The 17982-nt window shown below is 27.5% G+C and carries 22 protein-coding genes and 1 pseudogene; 9 read left to right on the forward strand and 14 right to left on the reverse strand.

The genetic code is table 11. The features are described from left to right. Positions 1-11: 11 nt before the first annotated feature. From DJ007_RS09685 to DJ007_RS09740, 13 genes and pseudogenes are all read right to left on the reverse strand, one after another. A complete protein-coding gene (locus tag DJ007_RS09685) occupies positions 12-383 on the reverse strand; it encodes a hypothetical protein (RefSeq protein WP_129409392.1) in 372 nt (123 codons plus the stop codon). A 59-nt stretch (positions 384-442) separates the two neighbouring features. Further along, a complete protein-coding gene (locus DJ007_RS09690) occupies positions 443-1135 on the reverse strand; it encodes a 16S rRNA (uracil(1498)-N(3))-methyltransferase (protein ID WP_129409393.1) in 693 nt (230 codons plus the stop codon). Continuing rightward, positions 1135-2004: a serine--tRNA ligase gene (gene serS, locus DJ007_RS09695; RefSeq protein WP_240739472.1), complete on the reverse strand. Its 870-nt coding sequence runs from the start codon at positions 2002-2004 to the stop codon at positions 1135-1137. Before serS ends, DJ007_RS09690 begins: the two co-directional genes overlap by 1 nt. Further along, positions 1967-2406: pseudogene (locus tag DJ007_RS17855) on the reverse strand (hypothetical protein). The gene serS and the pseudogene DJ007_RS17855 overlap by 38 nt, the downstream one beginning before the upstream one ends. After that, entirely contained in the window at positions 2403-2645 is a 243-nt protein-coding gene (locus DJ007_RS09700) for a hypothetical protein (protein ID WP_129409394.1), read from the reverse strand. Before DJ007_RS09700 ends, DJ007_RS17855 begins: the two are co-directional and overlap by 4 nt. A 104-nt stretch (positions 2646-2749) precedes the next feature. After that, positions 2750-3043: a hypothetical protein gene (locus DJ007_RS09705; protein WP_129409395.1), complete on the reverse strand. Its 294-nt coding sequence runs from the start codon at positions 3041-3043 to the stop codon at positions 2750-2752. After that, positions 3043-3249, reverse strand: a complete 207-nt coding sequence (locus DJ007_RS09710; RefSeq protein ID WP_129409396.1) for a hypothetical protein — start codon at positions 3247-3249, stop codon at positions 3043-3045. Before DJ007_RS09710 ends, DJ007_RS09705 begins: the two co-directional genes overlap by 1 nt. Positions 3250-3290: 41 nt before the next feature. Next, entirely contained in the window at positions 3291-3830 is a 540-nt protein-coding gene (locus DJ007_RS09715) for a hypothetical protein (RefSeq protein ID WP_129409397.1), read from the reverse strand. Next, entirely contained in the window at positions 3817-4608 is a 792-nt protein-coding gene (locus DJ007_RS09720) for a patatin-like phospholipase family protein (RefSeq protein WP_129409398.1), read from the reverse strand. The genes DJ007_RS09715 and DJ007_RS09720 overlap by 14 nt, the downstream gene beginning before the upstream one ends. Then, a complete protein-coding gene (locus DJ007_RS09725; protein WP_129409399.1) occupies positions 4608-6938 on the reverse strand; it encodes a hypothetical protein in 2331 nt (776 codons plus the stop codon). Before DJ007_RS09725 ends, DJ007_RS09720 begins: the two co-directional genes overlap by 1 nt. A 12-nt stretch (positions 6939-6950) precedes the next feature. Then, positions 6951-7958, reverse strand: coding sequence for a PEGA domain-containing protein (locus tag DJ007_RS09730; RefSeq protein WP_165974105.1), 1008 nt, complete (start codon positions 7956-7958; stop codon positions 6951-6953). Then, positions 7925-8638, reverse strand: a complete 714-nt coding sequence (locus DJ007_RS09735) for a PEGA domain-containing protein (RefSeq protein WP_129409401.1) — start codon at positions 8636-8638, stop codon at positions 7925-7927. Before DJ007_RS09735 ends, DJ007_RS09730 begins: the two co-directional genes overlap by 34 nt. After that, positions 8625-9068 carry a MarR family winged helix-turn-helix transcriptional regulator gene (locus DJ007_RS09740; RefSeq protein ID WP_129409402.1) on the reverse strand — a complete coding sequence of 148 codons (444 nt, stop codon included), beginning with the start codon at positions 9066-9068 and terminating at the stop codon, positions 8625-8627. The genes DJ007_RS09735 and DJ007_RS09740 overlap by 14 nt, the downstream gene beginning before the upstream one ends. Positions 9069-9118: 50 nt before the next feature. On the opposite strand from DJ007_RS09740, the gene DJ007_RS09745 reads away from it, so the two are divergent. The 8 genes from DJ007_RS09745 to DJ007_RS19240 all read left to right on the forward strand — a co-directional run bounded on the left by DJ007_RS09745 (position 9119) and on the right by DJ007_RS19240 (position 16873). After that, on the forward strand, positions 9119-9520 hold the full coding sequence (locus DJ007_RS09745; RefSeq protein ID WP_129409403.1) for a YybS family protein: 402 nt from the start codon (positions 9119-9121) through the stop codon (positions 9518-9520). A gap of 152 nt (positions 9521-9672) precedes the next feature. Further along, complete coding sequence (gene rlmD, locus DJ007_RS09750) at positions 9673-11010, forward strand: 23S rRNA (uracil(1939)-C(5))-methyltransferase RlmD (protein WP_129409404.1); 1338 nt, start codon at positions 9673-9675, stop codon at positions 11008-11010. A 98-nt stretch (positions 11011-11108) separates the two neighbouring features. Further along, entirely contained in the window at positions 11109-13676 is a 2568-nt protein-coding gene (glgP, locus tag DJ007_RS09755; protein WP_129409405.1) for an alpha-glucan family phosphorylase, read from the forward strand. A gap of 105 nt (positions 13677-13781) precedes the next feature. Continuing rightward, positions 13782-14282 carry a ferritin family protein gene (locus tag DJ007_RS09760; RefSeq protein WP_129409406.1) on the forward strand — a complete coding sequence of 167 codons (501 nt, stop codon included), beginning with the start codon at positions 13782-13784 and terminating at the stop codon, positions 14280-14282. Positions 14283-14518: 236 nt separating this feature from the next. Further along, the gene (locus tag DJ007_RS16035; RefSeq protein WP_206076284.1) at positions 14519-14923 is read left to right on the forward strand and encodes a ferredoxin family protein; all 405 of its coding nucleotides are present in this window, start codon (positions 14519-14521) and stop codon (positions 14921-14923) included. After that, a complete protein-coding gene (locus DJ007_RS09765; protein ID WP_206076326.1) occupies positions 14839-16296 on the forward strand; it encodes a thiamine pyrophosphate-dependent enzyme in 1458 nt (485 codons plus the stop codon). The genes DJ007_RS16035 and DJ007_RS09765 overlap by 85 nt, the downstream gene beginning before the upstream one ends. Next, a complete protein-coding gene (locus DJ007_RS09770) occupies positions 16296-16685 on the forward strand; it encodes a 2-oxoacid:acceptor oxidoreductase family protein (protein WP_206076285.1) in 390 nt (129 codons plus the stop codon). The genes DJ007_RS09765 and DJ007_RS09770 overlap by 1 nt, the downstream gene beginning before the upstream one ends. A gap of 35 nt (positions 16686-16720) precedes the next feature. After that, complete coding sequence (locus tag DJ007_RS19240; protein ID WP_206076286.1) at positions 16721-16873, forward strand: hypothetical protein; 153 nt, start codon at positions 16721-16723, stop codon at positions 16871-16873. A 40-nt stretch (positions 16874-16913) separates the two neighbouring features. On the opposite strand, the gene DJ007_RS14785 is transcribed toward DJ007_RS19240, so the two are convergent. Continuing rightward, positions 16914-17051, reverse strand: coding sequence for a hypothetical protein (locus tag DJ007_RS14785; RefSeq protein ID WP_165974106.1), 138 nt, complete (start codon positions 17049-17051; stop codon positions 16914-16916). Between the two features lie 282 nt (positions 17052-17333). Here DJ007_RS14785 and DJ007_RS09775 point away from each other — a divergent pair, with 282 nt between their 5' ends. Further along, on the forward strand, positions 17334-17960 hold the full coding sequence (locus DJ007_RS09775; RefSeq protein WP_129409407.1) for a LexA family protein: 627 nt from the start codon (positions 17334-17336) through the stop codon (positions 17958-17960). Positions 17961-17982 lie beyond the last annotated feature (22 nt).

The following is a 17982-nucleotide window of genomic DNA, read 5'->3' on the forward strand; positions in this document are numbered from 1 at the left end:
TCCGCCTTGTTTTAATAATTTTTTGAACTATTTGATAATCTGAAAGTTTCTGTTCTATCATTATCATTTACAATATGTAAATATCTGTCTTTAGCTTCTTTAGCTTTTTTCCTTATTATTGAAGGTAAATCTGATGATTCAAACTCTTCTTTTAAAATATTCATTAATGGTTCTTCAAAATAAAATCCATCTTCAGTTTCCTCATCGAAAACTATGTAATTTAAATGCTCATCTGTGATTTTGTCAGGGAATGCTTTTTTTAAAAAATTAAGTGTGTATTTTGCAAATACATCTACAACATCCTGTGGCTTTTTTGCATGATTCAACATGTCATGATACTCTTTTCTTGTTTCTTCATAAAATTTCACGTAAGATTTCATCATTCTTTCCCCTCCCATTTATAAGTCTGATATTTATGACTCAAATGAGATGGGAAAAGTTCTTAATATAATCTATTATAATAATAGTTTAAGATACTCATAGTATAAATTCCAGCAGTCTCAAAACGCATAATAGTATTTCCAAGATTTATTCTGTGAAAATGATTGGGAATATTATTTAATTCATTTTTTGAAAACCCCATATCAGGTCCTAATATTACTGAGACAATTTCTGGCTGATTTAAAGTATTTAAAATATTTTTTAAAGTATTTTGAGCAGTTAAGTCAAGAATAATGGGATTTTTTATATCTTTAAAATTTTCAAATTTAAAGAAATCTATTTTTGGGAATAAATAATTTTCAGATTGTTTTGAGCTTTCAATAATTGTTTTTTTAAATTTTTCCAGAGATTTAAATTTTAATTGTGATTTTTGTCCAGAATAAATAAAAATATTGTTTACACGCAGTTCTACTAATTTTTCTATCAGAATTTTCATTCTATCAAACTTGCTTGCACCAATATAAAAATCGATTTGTGGCTTAAATGTTTTTGTATAGCGTTTTATTTCAATAATTTCGCATATTGTTTCATTTTTTTTAATTTTTTCAATTTTACAAAGGAATATATTTCCTGTACCATCAAAGACTTTTATTTCATCATTTTCTTTTAGTCTTACAATTTTCAGGTGTGCTGTTTCATTTTTATCCAGAAAGATTTTTTCATTTAAAAATTTTCCGTAAAAAATATTGGGCATTAACCAATGACCTCCACACCCATATATGGAATCAATACTTCTGGAACTTTAATTTTGCCATCAGGCATTTGATAATTTTCCATTATAGCTACTAATGTTCTACCTATGGCTAATCCTGAGCCATTTAATGTATGTACATATTCCATTTTATTGTTTCTATTTCTATATCTTGTATGTCCCCTTCTTGCTTGAAAATCCTTTACATTACTACATGAAGAAATTTCTTTATAAGCATTATAGCTTGGTAACCATACTTCCAGATCGTATGTTTTGGCTGCTCCAAAGCCAAGATCGCCTGTACATAATGTAATAACTCTATATGGTAATTCTAATAATTGTAATATTCTTTCTGCATGAGAGGTTAATTCTTCAAGCGCTCTTTCCGAATCATCCGGTGTAGTATACCAGAATAATTCTACTTTATCAAATTGATGTTGTCTGATCATACCTCTAACGTCTTTCCCATAACTTCCAGCTTCTCTTCTATAACATGGTGTATATGCAACATACTTTAAAGGTAAATCCTTAAAACTTAAAACTTCATTTTGATGCATACCAGCTAATGTAACCTCTGCAGTTGGAATTAAAAATAAATCATCGTCTTTTGTATTATATGCTTCTTCTTCAAATTTTGGCAATTGTCCTGTACCAAGCATTGTTTCTCTTTTTACCAGATGAGGAGGAACAATCTCCATATATCCATGTTCTTTTGTATGAACATCAAGCATAAAATTTATTAAAGCTCTTTCCATTTTTGCTAATTGTGATTTTAAAATTGAAAATCTTGAACCACTTATTTTTGAGGCTCTTTCAAAATCCAACATTCCTAATTCAGGTCCTAAATCCAGTGGGTTTAGGTTCAAAATCAAAATTTCTTATTTTTCCCCATTTTCTAATTTCAATATTGTCCTCTTCGCTTTTCCCGGTTGGCACGGATTCATCTGGTATATTAGGAATGTATAATAATTTTATATGAATTTTATCTTCAATTTCTCTCATTTTTAATTCCAATTCTTTTATTCTGGATCCTATTAGTTTTGACTCTATCATTATTTTTTCTAATTCTTCAGTATCTCCTGCAGATTTTAATTTAGCGATTTGTTTTGAAAAAGAATTTCTTTTGGCCCTTAATATTTCAACCTCTTTTTGAATATTTCTTTTTCTTCATCTAATTCTTTAATTTGGTTTATTAAATCAGTTTCATGGTTCCTCTTAATTAATGCATCGATGACAACCTCGGGATTTTTCCTAATTAATTTGATATCTATCATTTGCTTTCCTCCTTATCCTTTATTTCAAGAGTTAATTTAACTTTTTCTGCAGATATCTCATTTTTGTCTGTTTTAAATGTTGCTTGAGAAGTTTTCATATCAATTTTTTTCTTTTCATTTTTTATTTGAACATCATCTTTTAAAACTAAAATCTTTGTATTTTCATCATAATCAAATGATTTTGCGAAAATCAAATAGTCGTCTTTAATAATTTTTACCAGTGAATTTTTATTATCCATTTTACCTGAATATGTTTTATTTTTATTATCGAAAGTTATTTCATCACAAATATATAAATTTCTTTTTTTCTTTTTTAGTAAAATTTTAGTTTGTACATTTCCTCTTAATAGTCCAGTATCTTTTTTAAATCATAATTTAAAAGAGAAGAAGTGGCTTCCATTGTATCAGTTTTAATTTTTATATTTCCTTTAGATTCAAGTTTTCTCCATTCGTCATTGACTAAAGTAACTGTAGCCAAATCAGTTAGGACCTCCAATGTATCTTTGATTACTTGAACATCATTCTTTAATACATAAAAATCATCGCCTCCTTTAACGGAGTTAGCACTAACATGAATAGTTGAAGAGAAAGAAATAGCAACAGATATTAGAAATAAGAGTAAGAGTATTTTTTTCATTATATTACCTCCAAATTTTTATTTATCCAGGATTGAGCCATTTTTTTTGCATTGTTGTATGATGCGCCACTTAAAGATAATGAAGTTAATTTTAAAGGCGTTAAAACATCTTTTTCTTTAGTAATTATATCAAATAATTTCTTTTTTCTCAAAAAAAATGAATAAAGTAATATTTCTGCTCCATTTTTTGGTGTTGGTAATTTCAAAGAGCATTCTAAAGAGGCAACAACATCTATGTCATCTAATTTTAATGGACATAATGAAATTTCTGCTGTTGGAACCAGCCACTTTTCTTTGTAATCAAAGTATTTAAAGAAAGGGGTGATGAAAAAGAAGCTAATAAAGCGTCTATATAATATTCATTGGGACTAAAATTATAAATTTCGTTTTTGGAAATATCATAACTTTCAATTTCAAAAAAACTTCCTAAATCTTTTATTTTAAGATTACCAAAGTAATTTCTTAATTCTTTTTCTAATTCTTTATGAGATTCAAATTCAAATTGTTTTTTTCTGTTTAATTTCCATAATGTAATAGCTTGATTATACAAATTTTCATATATTTTGTCTTTAAAAAAGTATCTGTTTAATATTTTAGAATTTTTATAAATTCGATCATTTTTCCAAAAAATTATTTTTATATTTTGATATAAAAATATTATTAATGAACTAATACCAGAAACTCTTAAAAAAATTGGAATATCATGATTAATAAATTCAGCAATAATACCAGAATTCCAGTATATACCATATTTGAAATCACCAGAGGCAATTCTAATTTCTTTCATTTTTATCACTTCTTTCGAGCTTCTTTTTTGCTTCTAGATAAATTTCTTTATATTTATCAAATTCATACCACTGATATATGGAATTGAATATATACACTTCGTCAGCATTTTTTAAATGATTATTTGTTATTAAATCAGCACTTAAAGAAGAAATAAAATTAATATATTCTAAACCATCATTAAATTTTTCATTTTTTTGTGGTATATGTGAAGCAACAATATATTTTGCTCCCAATTTCCTGCAGAGATTAACAGGAACTTCTTCGAGCGTTCCGCCATCAATTAAGGTCATTCCACCCATTAATTTAGGTGTAAACGCGGCAGGCACATTTGATGATGCCATTACAGCATCTAAAATATAACCTTCTGTGATTTCTTCTATGGTTTCAGATTCAATGTCCAATGCGATAGCGCCAAAAGGAATTTTGCAATCAGAAAATCTTTTTTTATAGAAAAGAGATTTTAATAAACTGAATAATAAGTCGTTATTCAAAATTCCAGGAGAAGATAATAGTTTTGCGAATCCAGCAATTTTATTTTCAAGACTTTTTTTTATGTGGGCTATTTCTCTTGTTGAATGGTTGATAATATAACTAAGTTTTCTCATAACTATTTTACTATCAGGTTCCAATGCATATAAAGCGCCTATTAAAGAACCGGCGCTACACCCGCTTATAGATATGGGTTTTTTATTATATTTTTTTTCTAAATATTCTATTAAAGCAATATGTGCCATTCCACGAATGCCACCACTACCTAAAGCAATTCCATAATTCATTACATTCCTCCCATTATTACATAAACTGCAATGCCTCCAACAATTCCACCAACTAAACTGTATATTATATTGTTTAATATATTTTGATTGTTAATATTGCTTTCTAAATTTTCTACTTTGCTTTTCAAAGAATTTATATCTGCTGATTCTTTTTTCATCTCTAATATTTCTGATGTAAGTTTATTGTTTTGTGATTTTAATTCTGTGATTTCTTTTTCTAGGTTTATGACTTTTTCATCTAAATATGAAGTATCTGAAACATGTTCTACTTTTTGCTCAACATTATTTAATCTTGTAATAATGGATTCTAAAGATTTCATATTTTCTTTTATTAAATCATCTTTTATTTGCATATATACGTAATTTTTAATATCATCAGATTTTTTCATAATTGATTGTGATACCATTTCTCCAATTATTTCTGTTAAAACATCTTTATTGTTAGAAGGAAGGTTTTCTAAATTGTATATGGAATTTTCTAATGATTTTAACCTATCCTCAAATGTATTTAATTGTAATACTTTTTTATCAAAATCACTTTTTAATTCAAATAATGTTTTAGTATTGTTTATAACATCATTTTGTAATTTTTCAGTTGGCGGTTGCAAAGCTAAATCCTGAACCAGTTTATTCATATCCCTGATTTTCTTGGTTAGCTCTTCATTTTTGGCTTTTAATTCATTAATTGTTTTCAATTGATCGTTGATTTTCTGTATTTCCTGATAATTCTTTGTGCTCATTTGTTCCAGATTACTAATCTTAGGTAATGCAGAATTTACATTTGTTAATAGTTCTCCGATATTTTTTAATCCGCTTTCTTTTACAGCATTTCTAAAATCCTCTAAATCTTTAGACATATTTAAAACCTGTGCGGTTAAATTTGAGACTGCATAATCGTTAGTGTTAATTCTTGATTCAATCTGATCTAACTTTGTAAATAAGTTGGATATACTTTCATTTTCTTTATCAAAAGCTGCTCCTTCCAATAACCCAATTCTTTGATCAAATTCCTGTAATTTTTTATTAAACTTATTTATTTCATTAGCAGCATTTTCTAATTTCTCCATATTGTTAACTCTATCTTCAATTACGGACAATCTATCTAATAATTCTTTAGGTATTTTTGTTGAAATAGATGTTTTTATATCGCTTAATTCTTTTTGAACATCTAAAACTTTTTTATCAAGATTATTTAATCTGTTTGATGAGTCGGATAATATTGCTGAATATGAATTTGTCAGTTTTTCTAATTCTTCAACTTTTATTTTTATTGAGTCTAAAGGGTCTATTTTATTTTCTATATTTTGCAATTTTTTAAATAATAATGTATCATTTGATATTGTTGAATAGTCTGTTGTTTTTATTCCAGAAGTTTCTAATTGTAATACTTTGTCGTTTAATTCCTTGATTTGATTATCTAATTCTGGGATTTTAGAAGTTAAATTAATCAAAGGTTTAACCTGAAAATCAAACTTTTGCTGAATTATATTATCAATATATTCGTTGGATGAAGATATTTCATTTTTCAAATTATTTATTTCATTCATCAATTGTGTAATTGTAGCATTTTCACTGCTGTCTTTCCATCTCATTTGTGCTGAAACTTCATTTGTAATAAATAACTTTAAACCCTCTTTTTCTTTTGTAAATAAATCATCTATATATGATTTATAATTACTCTGTTCTCTTTTTAAATAGTCATCAAGTGTATTTGTCATATATTCCTTTGTCTTTGCGAATTGATCCAACACACCTTCCACTGCTTTTTCAAAATCATTCATTCTATTGCTAAACAAAACCATAGAAGCTAATGTAGTTTCATATAATTCGTTTATTTTTTCAACAGATTTTTTTTCAGCAACCATATAAGCATTTTGAGCTATAGTTTTAAATATAGGATTATTCGAATCAGTGGAATCTATAATTATTGCACTTTCTAAATTTTTAACTCTTGATGATAGATCCATTACAGTATTTTTAGTGTTTTTATAATCAGCATCAAGTGAAAAAATAAAATTCTCAAGAGTATATACTCTTTCAGGTAATTTTTCAGTTTCTAATTTTGTAAGTGATGCATCTAAAGTATTTAGTTCTTTTTTATAATTTTCATCAAGATAATCGAGGAATTTTGAACCAAAAATAGCAAGATCATACCTTGAAACAGATATTGCACCATTAAATTTTCCTTGTGTATCAGTTTCCATTACCCCGGCATTAACAACTTTATATACATGTGGATAAACAGGAGATTGTGGTTTTACATCGGTAATTTCACCAAATACGAATGATATAAACATTAATAGTATAATTGAAATAATAAATTTTTTCATTTTTTTGCCCCCTTAATACCAATTATCAAGATTGATGTATTTCCCTTCATCTGTTAAATATATAAATCTTTCAGCAATTTTTTTCTGTCCTTTATATATCGCGATTTTATGTACACCATATTCTAATCTTAAATCTAATTCAGATGATGAATATTTAATGTCATCTACATAAATATCAAAAGTTTTAGTTTTTATAATTTTTACAGGTACGAGATTTGCTTTTGAGAAAAATATAACTCTATGTTCATAATTATTTATGTTAATATTGATATTATAAGTTTTTCCATCTGGGAATTTAAATGTGATATTATGTGTTCCAGAATTTAAAACATGTCCTAAAACATAACCTTTATTGATATATTTTCCATCAATATATATCAAAGCATAGGTTGACGAAGTAAATAATGAAACAGCACCAACATTTTCACTATTTGTTAAAAACACAGTTTGTGATCTGTTTTTTCTTAAAATAGTTGATTTTTTGGAATTTAAATAATAAATATCTATATTTTTAGTGTTCTGGATTGTATTTATTAAAATTGTTGATGGTGTGAATGCATACTTATCACCAATATATGTTAATATTTTTTCTTGGGATAAAACTTCAATAGAGGTTGATAATCTTGGATTTAAGATAATTTCTTTTGGGGAATCTTTGTTTATAATGTATCTAAAAAATATACTGTTATCTTTTTCAGAAGTGATTTCAATTATATGAGGCATTCCATCTAACTCTAAATATTCAATGTTTTTTCCGATAAATTTACCATCTAAATAAAAATCCAAACCATTAACATCTTGAAACTTTATAATTCTACTATTTTCATATAATTCAAAAAAAAGTTGTTTTTTAGAGAAAGATTTATCTAAGTTTATTGTTAATTCTTTTGAGATGTAACCAATTTTTGATAAAATAATCTTTAGATTTCCTGAAGGAACTGTAAATGTATTGGGAGTATATCCCATTCTTTTACCATTGATTGTAACTAAAGCATTTTGTGGTGAAGAATCAACATACAATTGAATTCCTTTTTTAGTTCATATTTAAGATTAACTGGCTCATCGCTTTTTAGGGATATACTTTTTTCAAGAGTTAAATAACCACTTTTTTCTAATTTTAAATTGTATTTTTTATTTAAAGATAAAATTGTAGAATAAGGTGTTTCTCCAACAAAAACATTATTTATATATAAATTTGCAATTGGGGTAGATTCTATGGTTATCATTCCATTTGGAATAAAATCGACATTAATATCAGTTGTCTCAAAAGGTCTTAAATTTAATTCGATTTCTTGAGATTTATAGTTTTTTGAAGAAAGAATAACTTTATTAATATTTATAGGGATTTTTAAAATTTCACTGTTATGTATCAATAATTTATTATTATCAAACATAATATAAAAAGAATTCAAATTTGAATGAAAAATTACAGAGGCCAACGGGATTAGTTCTGCTGTTATTTCTTTATCTGAATCTATTGAAATAGATGTTTTAAAATCTTTATAACCATATTTTGATATTAATATATTATATGTTCCTTTATTTAATTGAATAATTTCTTTGGTTCTTTTCATTGTTAATGTATATTGATTGTTAACGTACACTAGAGCTCCTTTTGGAGCATTAATTGTTAGCTGAAATGAAAAAGATAATATAGTGAAGGTTAAGAATATAATTAAGATAAAATTATTCTTTTTCATTATTCCTCACCTCATTTATAATATCATCCAGATTTTTCAGCTGATTCATTAATTTTTCTGGGTTTTCAATTTGAGACAATACTTTATTCATAAATTCGACACGAGCCTTGATAACTTCTTTTATAACATTTTCGCCTTTTTGAGTTATCTGGATTGTTGTAACCCTTTTATCTTTTTCATCTTTGGTTTTTTGTAGATAACCTGAGTTTTCTAATCTGTTTATTAAACCAGTTGTAGTACTTTTTGTAATACCTAAAGCAATACTAATATCAGTAACTCTTTTTGGACCTCTGAAATATATAATTTGAAGTAAGTCAAATTGTGCGGGAGAAATTTCACTGTTTTTAATGATTTTTCTACCCTCAACTTTGATTTTAAAACATATATCCCTTAAAATTTTTTCAAAATTTTCTAATCTTGTTTTTTCCATGATGTTCCTCCTATCTAAATATTTTTATTTTTGAAAGTGAGGTAATTAAGTTGGTAAAAAATATAACCTTTTCTGCTATGCTAAGTGTTATAACGGTATTACTATTTACTTCTCAAATGTTTATTCCTGTTTTTGGAATACTTATATCCTTTTTTAGTTTAATACCTTTAATACTTGTATATAAACTTACAGATATGAAATATTTCATAATTTCAACATTAACTTCCGGTTTTTTGATTTTAATCTTAAATGACCTTTTTGGATTAATATTTTTTGCAACCTATTTACTACCACCAGTGTTAAGTATAGTATATAATAAAAAAAATATAATCCCCCACATTATATTTTTTCTCGTGCCGGTGGCATCATCCTATTTTATGTATAAATCTTTTTTTAATATAAAAATATTTGAATATTTATGGCCATTAATTGGGCATCAACATTTATTGTAGTAAAATTTTATTATATAAAGATATCCAGTTTAATAATAAAGGGATTAAAAGCAAAAGGTTTTTAATTTCCATATACTATATTTTATCAGAAAAACGGCAAAAAATAAAATGTATGATATAATGGAATTAGATAAAATTAAGAGGTGATTAAAATGGAAACTGTAGATGTTGTGGTAGAAAAGATTGTAAATGGTGGATATGGATTTGCCAGATACGATAATAAAATATATATGATTGAACATGCATATCCTGGAGAATTTGTTAGAATCAAAGTAAAAAGAAATAAAAAGGATGTATATTTTGCAGAAGTTGTAGAATATTTAGAAAAATCTCCGTATAGAAATAGAACCATATGTCCACATTTTCAGGAATGTGGAGGCTGCCAGTTATTAGATCTTGATTATAATGAACAATTAAAAATAAAGACAAATATTGTTAAAGAGCAGATAAGAAGAATTGGAAAGTTGGAAGACTCACTTGTTTTAGATGCAGTGGGTTCTGATGAAATAAATCATTATAGGAGTAAAATGGAGTTTTCTTTTTCTTATTATAAAGGAGATATAAAAATAGGTCTTAAAAAAAGAAATAGCAATGAAATTGTTGATATAAAAAAATGTTTGATTGCGCCTAAAGAATTTAATAAAATAATACATGAAACGAAAAAAATATTTGAAGCTTTAAATCTAAAAATATATAATCCAAAAAGTCGAAAAGGTGAATTTAAACATCTTGTTTTAAGAAAATCATTTTCAAAAAATGAAATAATGAGCATATTTATTACTAAAACAGAATATATTAGCAATTATAAAAAATTTAAGGAATTAATAAAACAAAATATAAAATCGAATTCAATTATACATGTTATGAATGGTTCTGATTCTATTGTGTTAAGAGGACCGTATAAAACTATAAAAGGAGAAGGAGTAATAAAAGAAGAATTTGATGGATTTGAATATCAGATTCCACCTACTGCATTTTTTCAAAATAATTATAATATAACTAAAAAAATTTTAAATGAATTTGTTAGAGCTGTGAAAGAAAATAAAATTTCTGGCAATTTGTTGGACTTATATTCAGGAGTTGGATTGTTTTCGATATATCTTGCACCATTGTTTAAACATGTGACTGGTGTTGAAAGTAATGGGGTTTCAGTAAAGGCAGCTCACTCAAACTCAAATATAAATAGTATAAAAAATACTACATTTATTAAAGCAGATGTTGAAGAATTTATTAAGGATTATGATAAAAAAATAGATCTATTGATTGTTGATCCGCCGAGAAGTGGCCTTGGTAAGAAAATTTTAACTAAAATTTTACAATTGAAACCTAAAAATATTTTTTATTTGTCCTGTGATCCGACAACTCTATCAAGAGATTTATCAAAGTTGAATGAATTCTATAATATAGAATTTATAAGGCCTTTTGATATGTTTCCGAATACTTTTCATATTGAAAATTTTGTGTTTTTAAAGGCGAATAATGGTAATTAAATTTAATTAAGGTTAAATTTCTATGATTATTGCACAAAATCAATAATTTTTGGTATAATATGTATTGGATATATTAAATTTTGGAGGGAGGACTTTCCATGGAATTTATTTCAAAGATAAATGTTTTGCCTAAGGTACCAGAAAAATTATCGAGGTTACCTGAATTAAGTAAGAATCTTTGGTGGACATGGAATTATGATGCACAGGAGATATTTGAAAGAATAGATGAAGAGTTATGGGTCGGTGTAAATAGAAATCCTGTATTATTTTTGAAAAAAGTTAGTCAAAAAAAATTAAATGAAGCTGCTGAAAATAAGGCTATAGTTTCGTTATATTCTCAGGTTATTGAAAAATTTGATGAATATATGAAAGCAGAAAACACATGGTTTAAATCAACTCATAGAGAATATAAAGGTGGAGAATTTGCATATTTTTGTGCGGAATATGGACTTCATGAGTCATTTCCAAATTATTCTGGTGGATTAGGTGTATTAGCTGGAGATCATCTTAAATCTTCCAGTGATTTGGGGATACCCCTTGTTGCAGTAGGTTTATTATACAAACAGGGATATTTTGAACAAAGAATTAATTCTGAAGGATGGCAGGAAGCAATTTTTAATCCATATGACTTTGATAATTTTCCAGTTGTTCCTGTGAAAGATGAAGACGGAAATGAATTATTTGTTACAGTAGAAATGGATAATAGAAAAGTTTATGCAAAAATATGGAAATTACAGGTAGGAAGAATTAATTTAATATATTTAGATACAGATATTCCGCAAAACGATCCAGAAGATAGAATGATTACTTACCAATTATATGGTGGAGATCAGGAAATGAGAATTCGCCAGGAAATATTATTGGGTATAGGTGGAGTTAGAGCGTTAAGAGCCATTGGATATAATCCATCAGTATGGCATATGAATGAAGGACATTCCGCATTTTTGGGATTGGAGAGAATAAGAGAATTTGTTCAAGAACAGGGATTAACCTTTAGAGAAGCAGTTCAAGCAGCTAAAGCCAGTGCTGTATTTACAACACATACACCTGTGCCTGCTGGGCATGATGCATTTCCATTCCATTTAATGGATAGATATTTTAAAAATTATTGGCCGCAATTGAAAGCATCTAGAAGAGAATTTTTAGATTTGGGTGCTGAAATAAGACCAGATGGTTCGGAATTATTTTCTATGACAACATTGGCTCTAAATTTATCATCAAGAGCAAATGGAGTAAGTAAATTACATGGAGAAGTTTCAAGGGATTTAGCAAAGGATATCTGGAAAGGATTAGAAGCTGTAGAAGTTCCTATTACACATGTTACTAATGGAGTTCATGCAACTACATGGATTTCAAAGGAATTACAGGATTTATTTACTAATTATCTTGGAAGAGATTGGCATGAAAAGATTGATGATCCAGATTTATGGAAAAAGATAGACAATATTCCAGATGAAGAATTATGGAATGTAAGAAAATATTTAAAGAAAAAATTAATTTCATTTATACATGAAAGAACTAAGTTACAAAGAATGAGACATGGAGAAACTGTAGAACAATTAGAAGAAATTGAAGAAATCCTTGATCCAAATGCGTTAACAATAGGTTTTGCAAGAAGATTTGCAACATATAAAAGAGCTACATTAATATTTAAAGACTTAGATAGATTAAAGAAAATATTAAACAATCCTGAAAGACCTGTCCAGTTAATATTCGCTGGTAAAGCGCATCCAGCTGATAAACCGGGTCAGGAACTAATTAAGAGAATTTATGAAATTTCCAGAATGCCTGAATTTAAGGATAAAATAGTATTTATTGAAAATTACGATATGAATGTTGCAAGACATTTGGTAGCGGGTGTGGATATATGGTTAAATAATCCGAGAAGACCTAGAGAAGCCAGTGGAACAAGTGGTCAAAAAGCTGGAATGAATGGTTCACCAAACTTTAGTGTATTAGATGGTTGGTGGGTAGAAGGATATAATGGAAAAAATGGATGGGCTATTGGAGATGAAAGAGACTATACAGATTTAGAATTGCAGGATAGAATTGATAGCGTATCTATTTATAATACATTAGAAAAAGAAATTGTACCTTTATATTATGATCATAATGAGGAATTAGGTGTATCCAGAGAATGGATTAAGATTATGAAAGAATCAATTATTTCGGTTACATCATTCTTCAACACTCATAGAATGTTGAAGGAGTATACTCAAAAATTATACATGACAGCAGCAGAATTAGGAGAAAAATTTGTGAAAGATAATTTTGAGATTACAAGAAGATTTGCTAACTGGGTAGAACTATTGGAAAGAAATTGGGACAGTATTAGAATAAAAGTATTGTCTAATGTGAACGAGGATGTTGTTTATGCAACAGGTGGAAAAATAGAAGTAAAAGCAGAGATTTACCTACCAGGTATAGGACCAGATTCTGTATTGACACAAATAGTATTAGCGAAATTAGAAGATAATAAAGTTGTATCTTTGAAATCATTTGATATGAAATTAGTAAAAGAAGTAAATAAAGATACGTATTTATATGAAGGAGAATTTGAAGTAGACGAAAGAGGGCAATATGGTTGGAATGTAAGAGTTGTTCCATATAATCCAATAATGCCATATCAACATTATTTAATAGGATTTGTCAAATATCCACAATAATAAAATCGCGGTTTAAAGCCGCGATTTTTTTTAATTATTTATTTCTAAAATTAATAAAAATATGATATAATTACAAATGTATAATAATTAAATAGGGGGATTAAAATGAAAGATGGTATTATTGGAATATTGAATTATGCTTTGACTAAAGAAATAGAAGGAAGAGATTTTTATAAGTTAAAAATGGACAGTATTTCAAATGAAAATTTAAAAGAAGTATTTTCTATGTTAGTAGAAATGGAACAAGGTCATGCAGATTATATAAAACGTTTAATAGAAAAATATGAAAAAGAACAAAGTCTTGATATTGATTTTGAAGAAAATGATGATAATTTGTTTGAGAAAAGGGAATTAAAAGAAATAACAGGTGGAGTAGTTCAAGATATGACATTGGACTTGTCTATATTAAAAATGGCATATTTAATTGAAGATGATTTTATGAATTTCTATAAAAAAGCTGCAGAAAAAGTTGAAAATAACGAAGCAAAAGAATTATTTAAAAGATTAGCTAAATGGGAAGAAACTCATAGAGAAATATTATATAGTATGTATAAAGAGTTATCGGATGATTATTGGACAAAAATGAATTTTACACCTTTATATTAAAAATTTTAATCCTTAGTTTTTATGTTTTGTAGAAGCTTTGCTTTGAAAAAAGTTTCGTTTTGTGAAATATTTAAAAAGTTATATTATAAAAAACTAATTTCTTTCGCGAAGCGAAAAGATATTGGGGTGATAAATTTGAAAACATTAGGTGATATATTAATTTCTGAAGAACCTGTAAGTGAAATTGTTATGGGTAATCATGCTTTGGTTAGAGCAATGCTGGAATCTGGGTAAAGGTGGTAACTTCTTATCCAGGATCGCCAACTCCAGAAATTGCAGAAGGTATTAGAAGCATACCGAATAATCCAATGTATTTTGAATTTTCTGTAAATGAAAAGGTTGCTACTGAGGTGGCATTTGGTGCTGCAATGAATGGACATTTATCAACGGTGTTTTTTAAAAGTGTAGGGATAAATGTTGCGGCTGATTCTTTTGTTCAATTGGGGTTATTTGATTTAAAAGGTGGCATGGTAGTTGTTCTGGGGATGATCCAGGAGCAAATTCCTCACAAAATGAACAGGATAATAGACATTTTTCAAAACTTTCATATATACCAATGTTTGAGCCAAATTCTCCTAAAGAAGTCTATGAAATGTTTAAAGAAGCAGCTAAAATTGCTAAAGAAAAACATATGCCAGTAATATTGAGATTAACTACACATGTATGTCATGCAAAAGAAAAAATAAAATTTGGAAAATTAAAAATAGAAGATTATGATTATTCGCCAAAATTTGATCATTTAAATGCACCACATATACCTATAGCAGAACGTGCATTAAATATGAAAAGAATAGCGTTAAAAAAATTGGAAGATTTCAAAAAAATATCAAATGAATCAAGGTTTAATGAATATATTGATAATGGAAATAAAAAGAAAGGTATTATAGTATCTGGGTTACCTTATTTATCGTTATTGGATGTTTTGGAATATGCAAATGAGAAAATAGATATCTTGAAAATAGGAATAGTAAATCCTTTGCCAAAAAAGAAAATCATAGAATTTCTTAAAACACATGAAGAAGTGAAAATTTTAGAGGAATTAGATGATGTAATGGAAAAAGATATAAAAGCTATAGCATATGATAATAATATAAAAACAAAGATTATTGGTAAAGAGGACATAGAGGATTGGATCGGAGAGTATAAACCAGACAAAGTCTATACAATATTAAAAAGAACCTGGCCAGATTTATTGCAAGAAATTGAAATCAACATACCAACAGTAAAATTAAATCCAAGACCACCTCAATTGTGTCCAGGATGTGGACATAGATCTGCATTTCATGCAATTAAATATGCACTAAAAGAAACAGATATTACAGTTGCCGATATAGGCTGTCATACTCTTGGCTTCCTGGAACCATATAAAATGGGTCAGGTATTATTATCTATGGGACATTCAACATCAACAGGTTCTGGTTTATCGTTGTTTAATGATACAAGAAAAGTAGTTGCATTTTTAGGAGATTCAACATTATTCCATGCAGGAATTCCAGGTATTATTAATGCAATATATAATAATCACAATTTAACTCTTATAATTATGGAAAATGGAACTACTGCTATGACTGGACATCAAGAGTTGCCATCTATAGGGAAAAACTTTAATGGAACAACAGAAGCAATACCTATAAAGAAAATGTTAGAAGGTTTAGGAGTAAAATATATAAAAGAAGTGGATACATATCAACAATCAAAATTAAGAGAATATGTACTTGAAGCTCAAAAAGAAAAGGGATTAAAGGTTATTATAGCAAAACACCCATGCATGTTAAAATTAACAAGAGAACAAAGAAAAAAAGGAATATTTAAAAATAATAAAGTAGAGGTTACCGATAAATGTGACCATCAATATGTATGTATTAGTGATTTCGGTTGTCCTGCGTATCAAATTACTCCTGAAGGAAATGTCTGGGTTCAGGAAGATTTATGTATAGGTGATGGCTCCTGTATTCAAACCTGTCCAACTAATGCATTATCCTTTAAAATAGTATCAAAAGAAGGTGATAAATAATGAAGGCATTTAATATATATTTAATAGGTGTTGGAGGACAGGGAATAGGATTATTAAGTGAAGTAATAATTCGTTCTGCAGATAAGGCAGGGTTAAATGTCAGAGGAGTGGATACACATGGTTTAGCTCAAAGGGGAGGAACAGTTTCTTCAAATATAAGAATAGGAGATAATATAAATTCACCACTTATTATGAAAGGGCAGGCAGATTTGGTTGTAGCCTTAGAAAGACATGAAACCCTAAGAGGAATGAATGATTATTCAAAAAATAATTCTACACTTATATATTATGATGCAGTTTGGCAACCATTAGATGTTAGATTAAGAAAAGCTAAAGAAGTAGAAAATGAGATAATAGAAAAAGAAGCAAAAAAAGAAAGATCGAATTAATTAGAGTATTTTTAGATGATTTAAAAGATTCAAGAATGCAAAATATGGTAATTTTAGCAACAATGGCAAAAATGAAATTAATTCCAGAAGTAAAAAAAGAACATTATTTAGAAGCAATAAATGATTTGTTATCGGGGAAAATTTTAGAAAACAATATAACATTATTTGAAAGAGTTTATAATATGTGAATAAAATATAGGCCTGTTTTTAAAACAGGCCATTTTTAATCTATGCTGAAAGAGGTTGTTTGCCAGTGTTTTTAAACATTTCTTTAATCTCTTTGTCGAAAAGTATTTTAATATAATTTTCTAATTCATCAATTGAATTTAGATTTATAATTTCTCTTTCTGTAATTTTGTTATCCAATCCGATTAATTCTAATAAATATTTATTTTTTCAGAGTTCAATAAGAACTTTTTGAAGTAATGTCTTTTTTCTTCATACCATTTTACCAACTCATTTGTTTTAATCATAATATTACCTCCTATTTGTAATTTTTATAAATAATTATTTCTACATATAAGTTTCTTGATTTTATGTTACTACAAATTCTAAAGAAATACAATTAAGAAATTGTAAAAAATAAGTAACAATTCTACCCAGACGTAGAAAATAGTGTATAATATATATAGAAAGAGAGGTGGGAGAATGGTTAACGATAATGGTATAGGAAAGAGGATAGAAAAATTAAGAAAAAGGAAAGGATTATCAAGAGAAAAGTTAGGTAACATTATTGGGATAGCAGGGAACAGTGTTTATAGAATTGAATCAGGAATGAATTTGCCTTCTGCTGAGGTTATATTGGAATTGTCCAGATATTTTAATGTATCCGCAGATTATATATTGGGATTGGATAAAGAAATAAATGATGATAATGTAATTAAAGTAAATATGAAAAAAATTCCTGTATACGAAAAAGTAGCTGCAGGAGTTTCAGGGATTGCAGAACCCGGAGAATATCCAATAGACGAAATTTATATTCCTGTAGGTTCAAAAGGAGAATTTGCTGTTGAAGTTATTGGAGATAGTATGGAGCCAGAGATAAAAGAAGGGGATTATGTAATTGTAGATCCACATGCTTATATTGAATCAGGAAACAGAGTAGTAGCATTAATAAATGACGGTGCAGATGCGCTTGTAAAGGTTTATAGAAAACCTATGGACGGTCCTGCAATGCTATATAGTTTAAATCAAAAATATGATCCTATAATATTAACTGATGATTTAAAATGGGAAATCGTTGGAAAAGTTGTAAGTTTATACAGAAGATATTAAATAAGACCTTCAACCGAAGGTC

The sequence above is a fragment of the Marinitoga lauensis genome (assembly GCF_004135675.1).
Lineage (GTDB): Bacteria > Thermotogota > Thermotogae > Petrotogales > Petrotogaceae > Marinitoga > Marinitoga lauensis.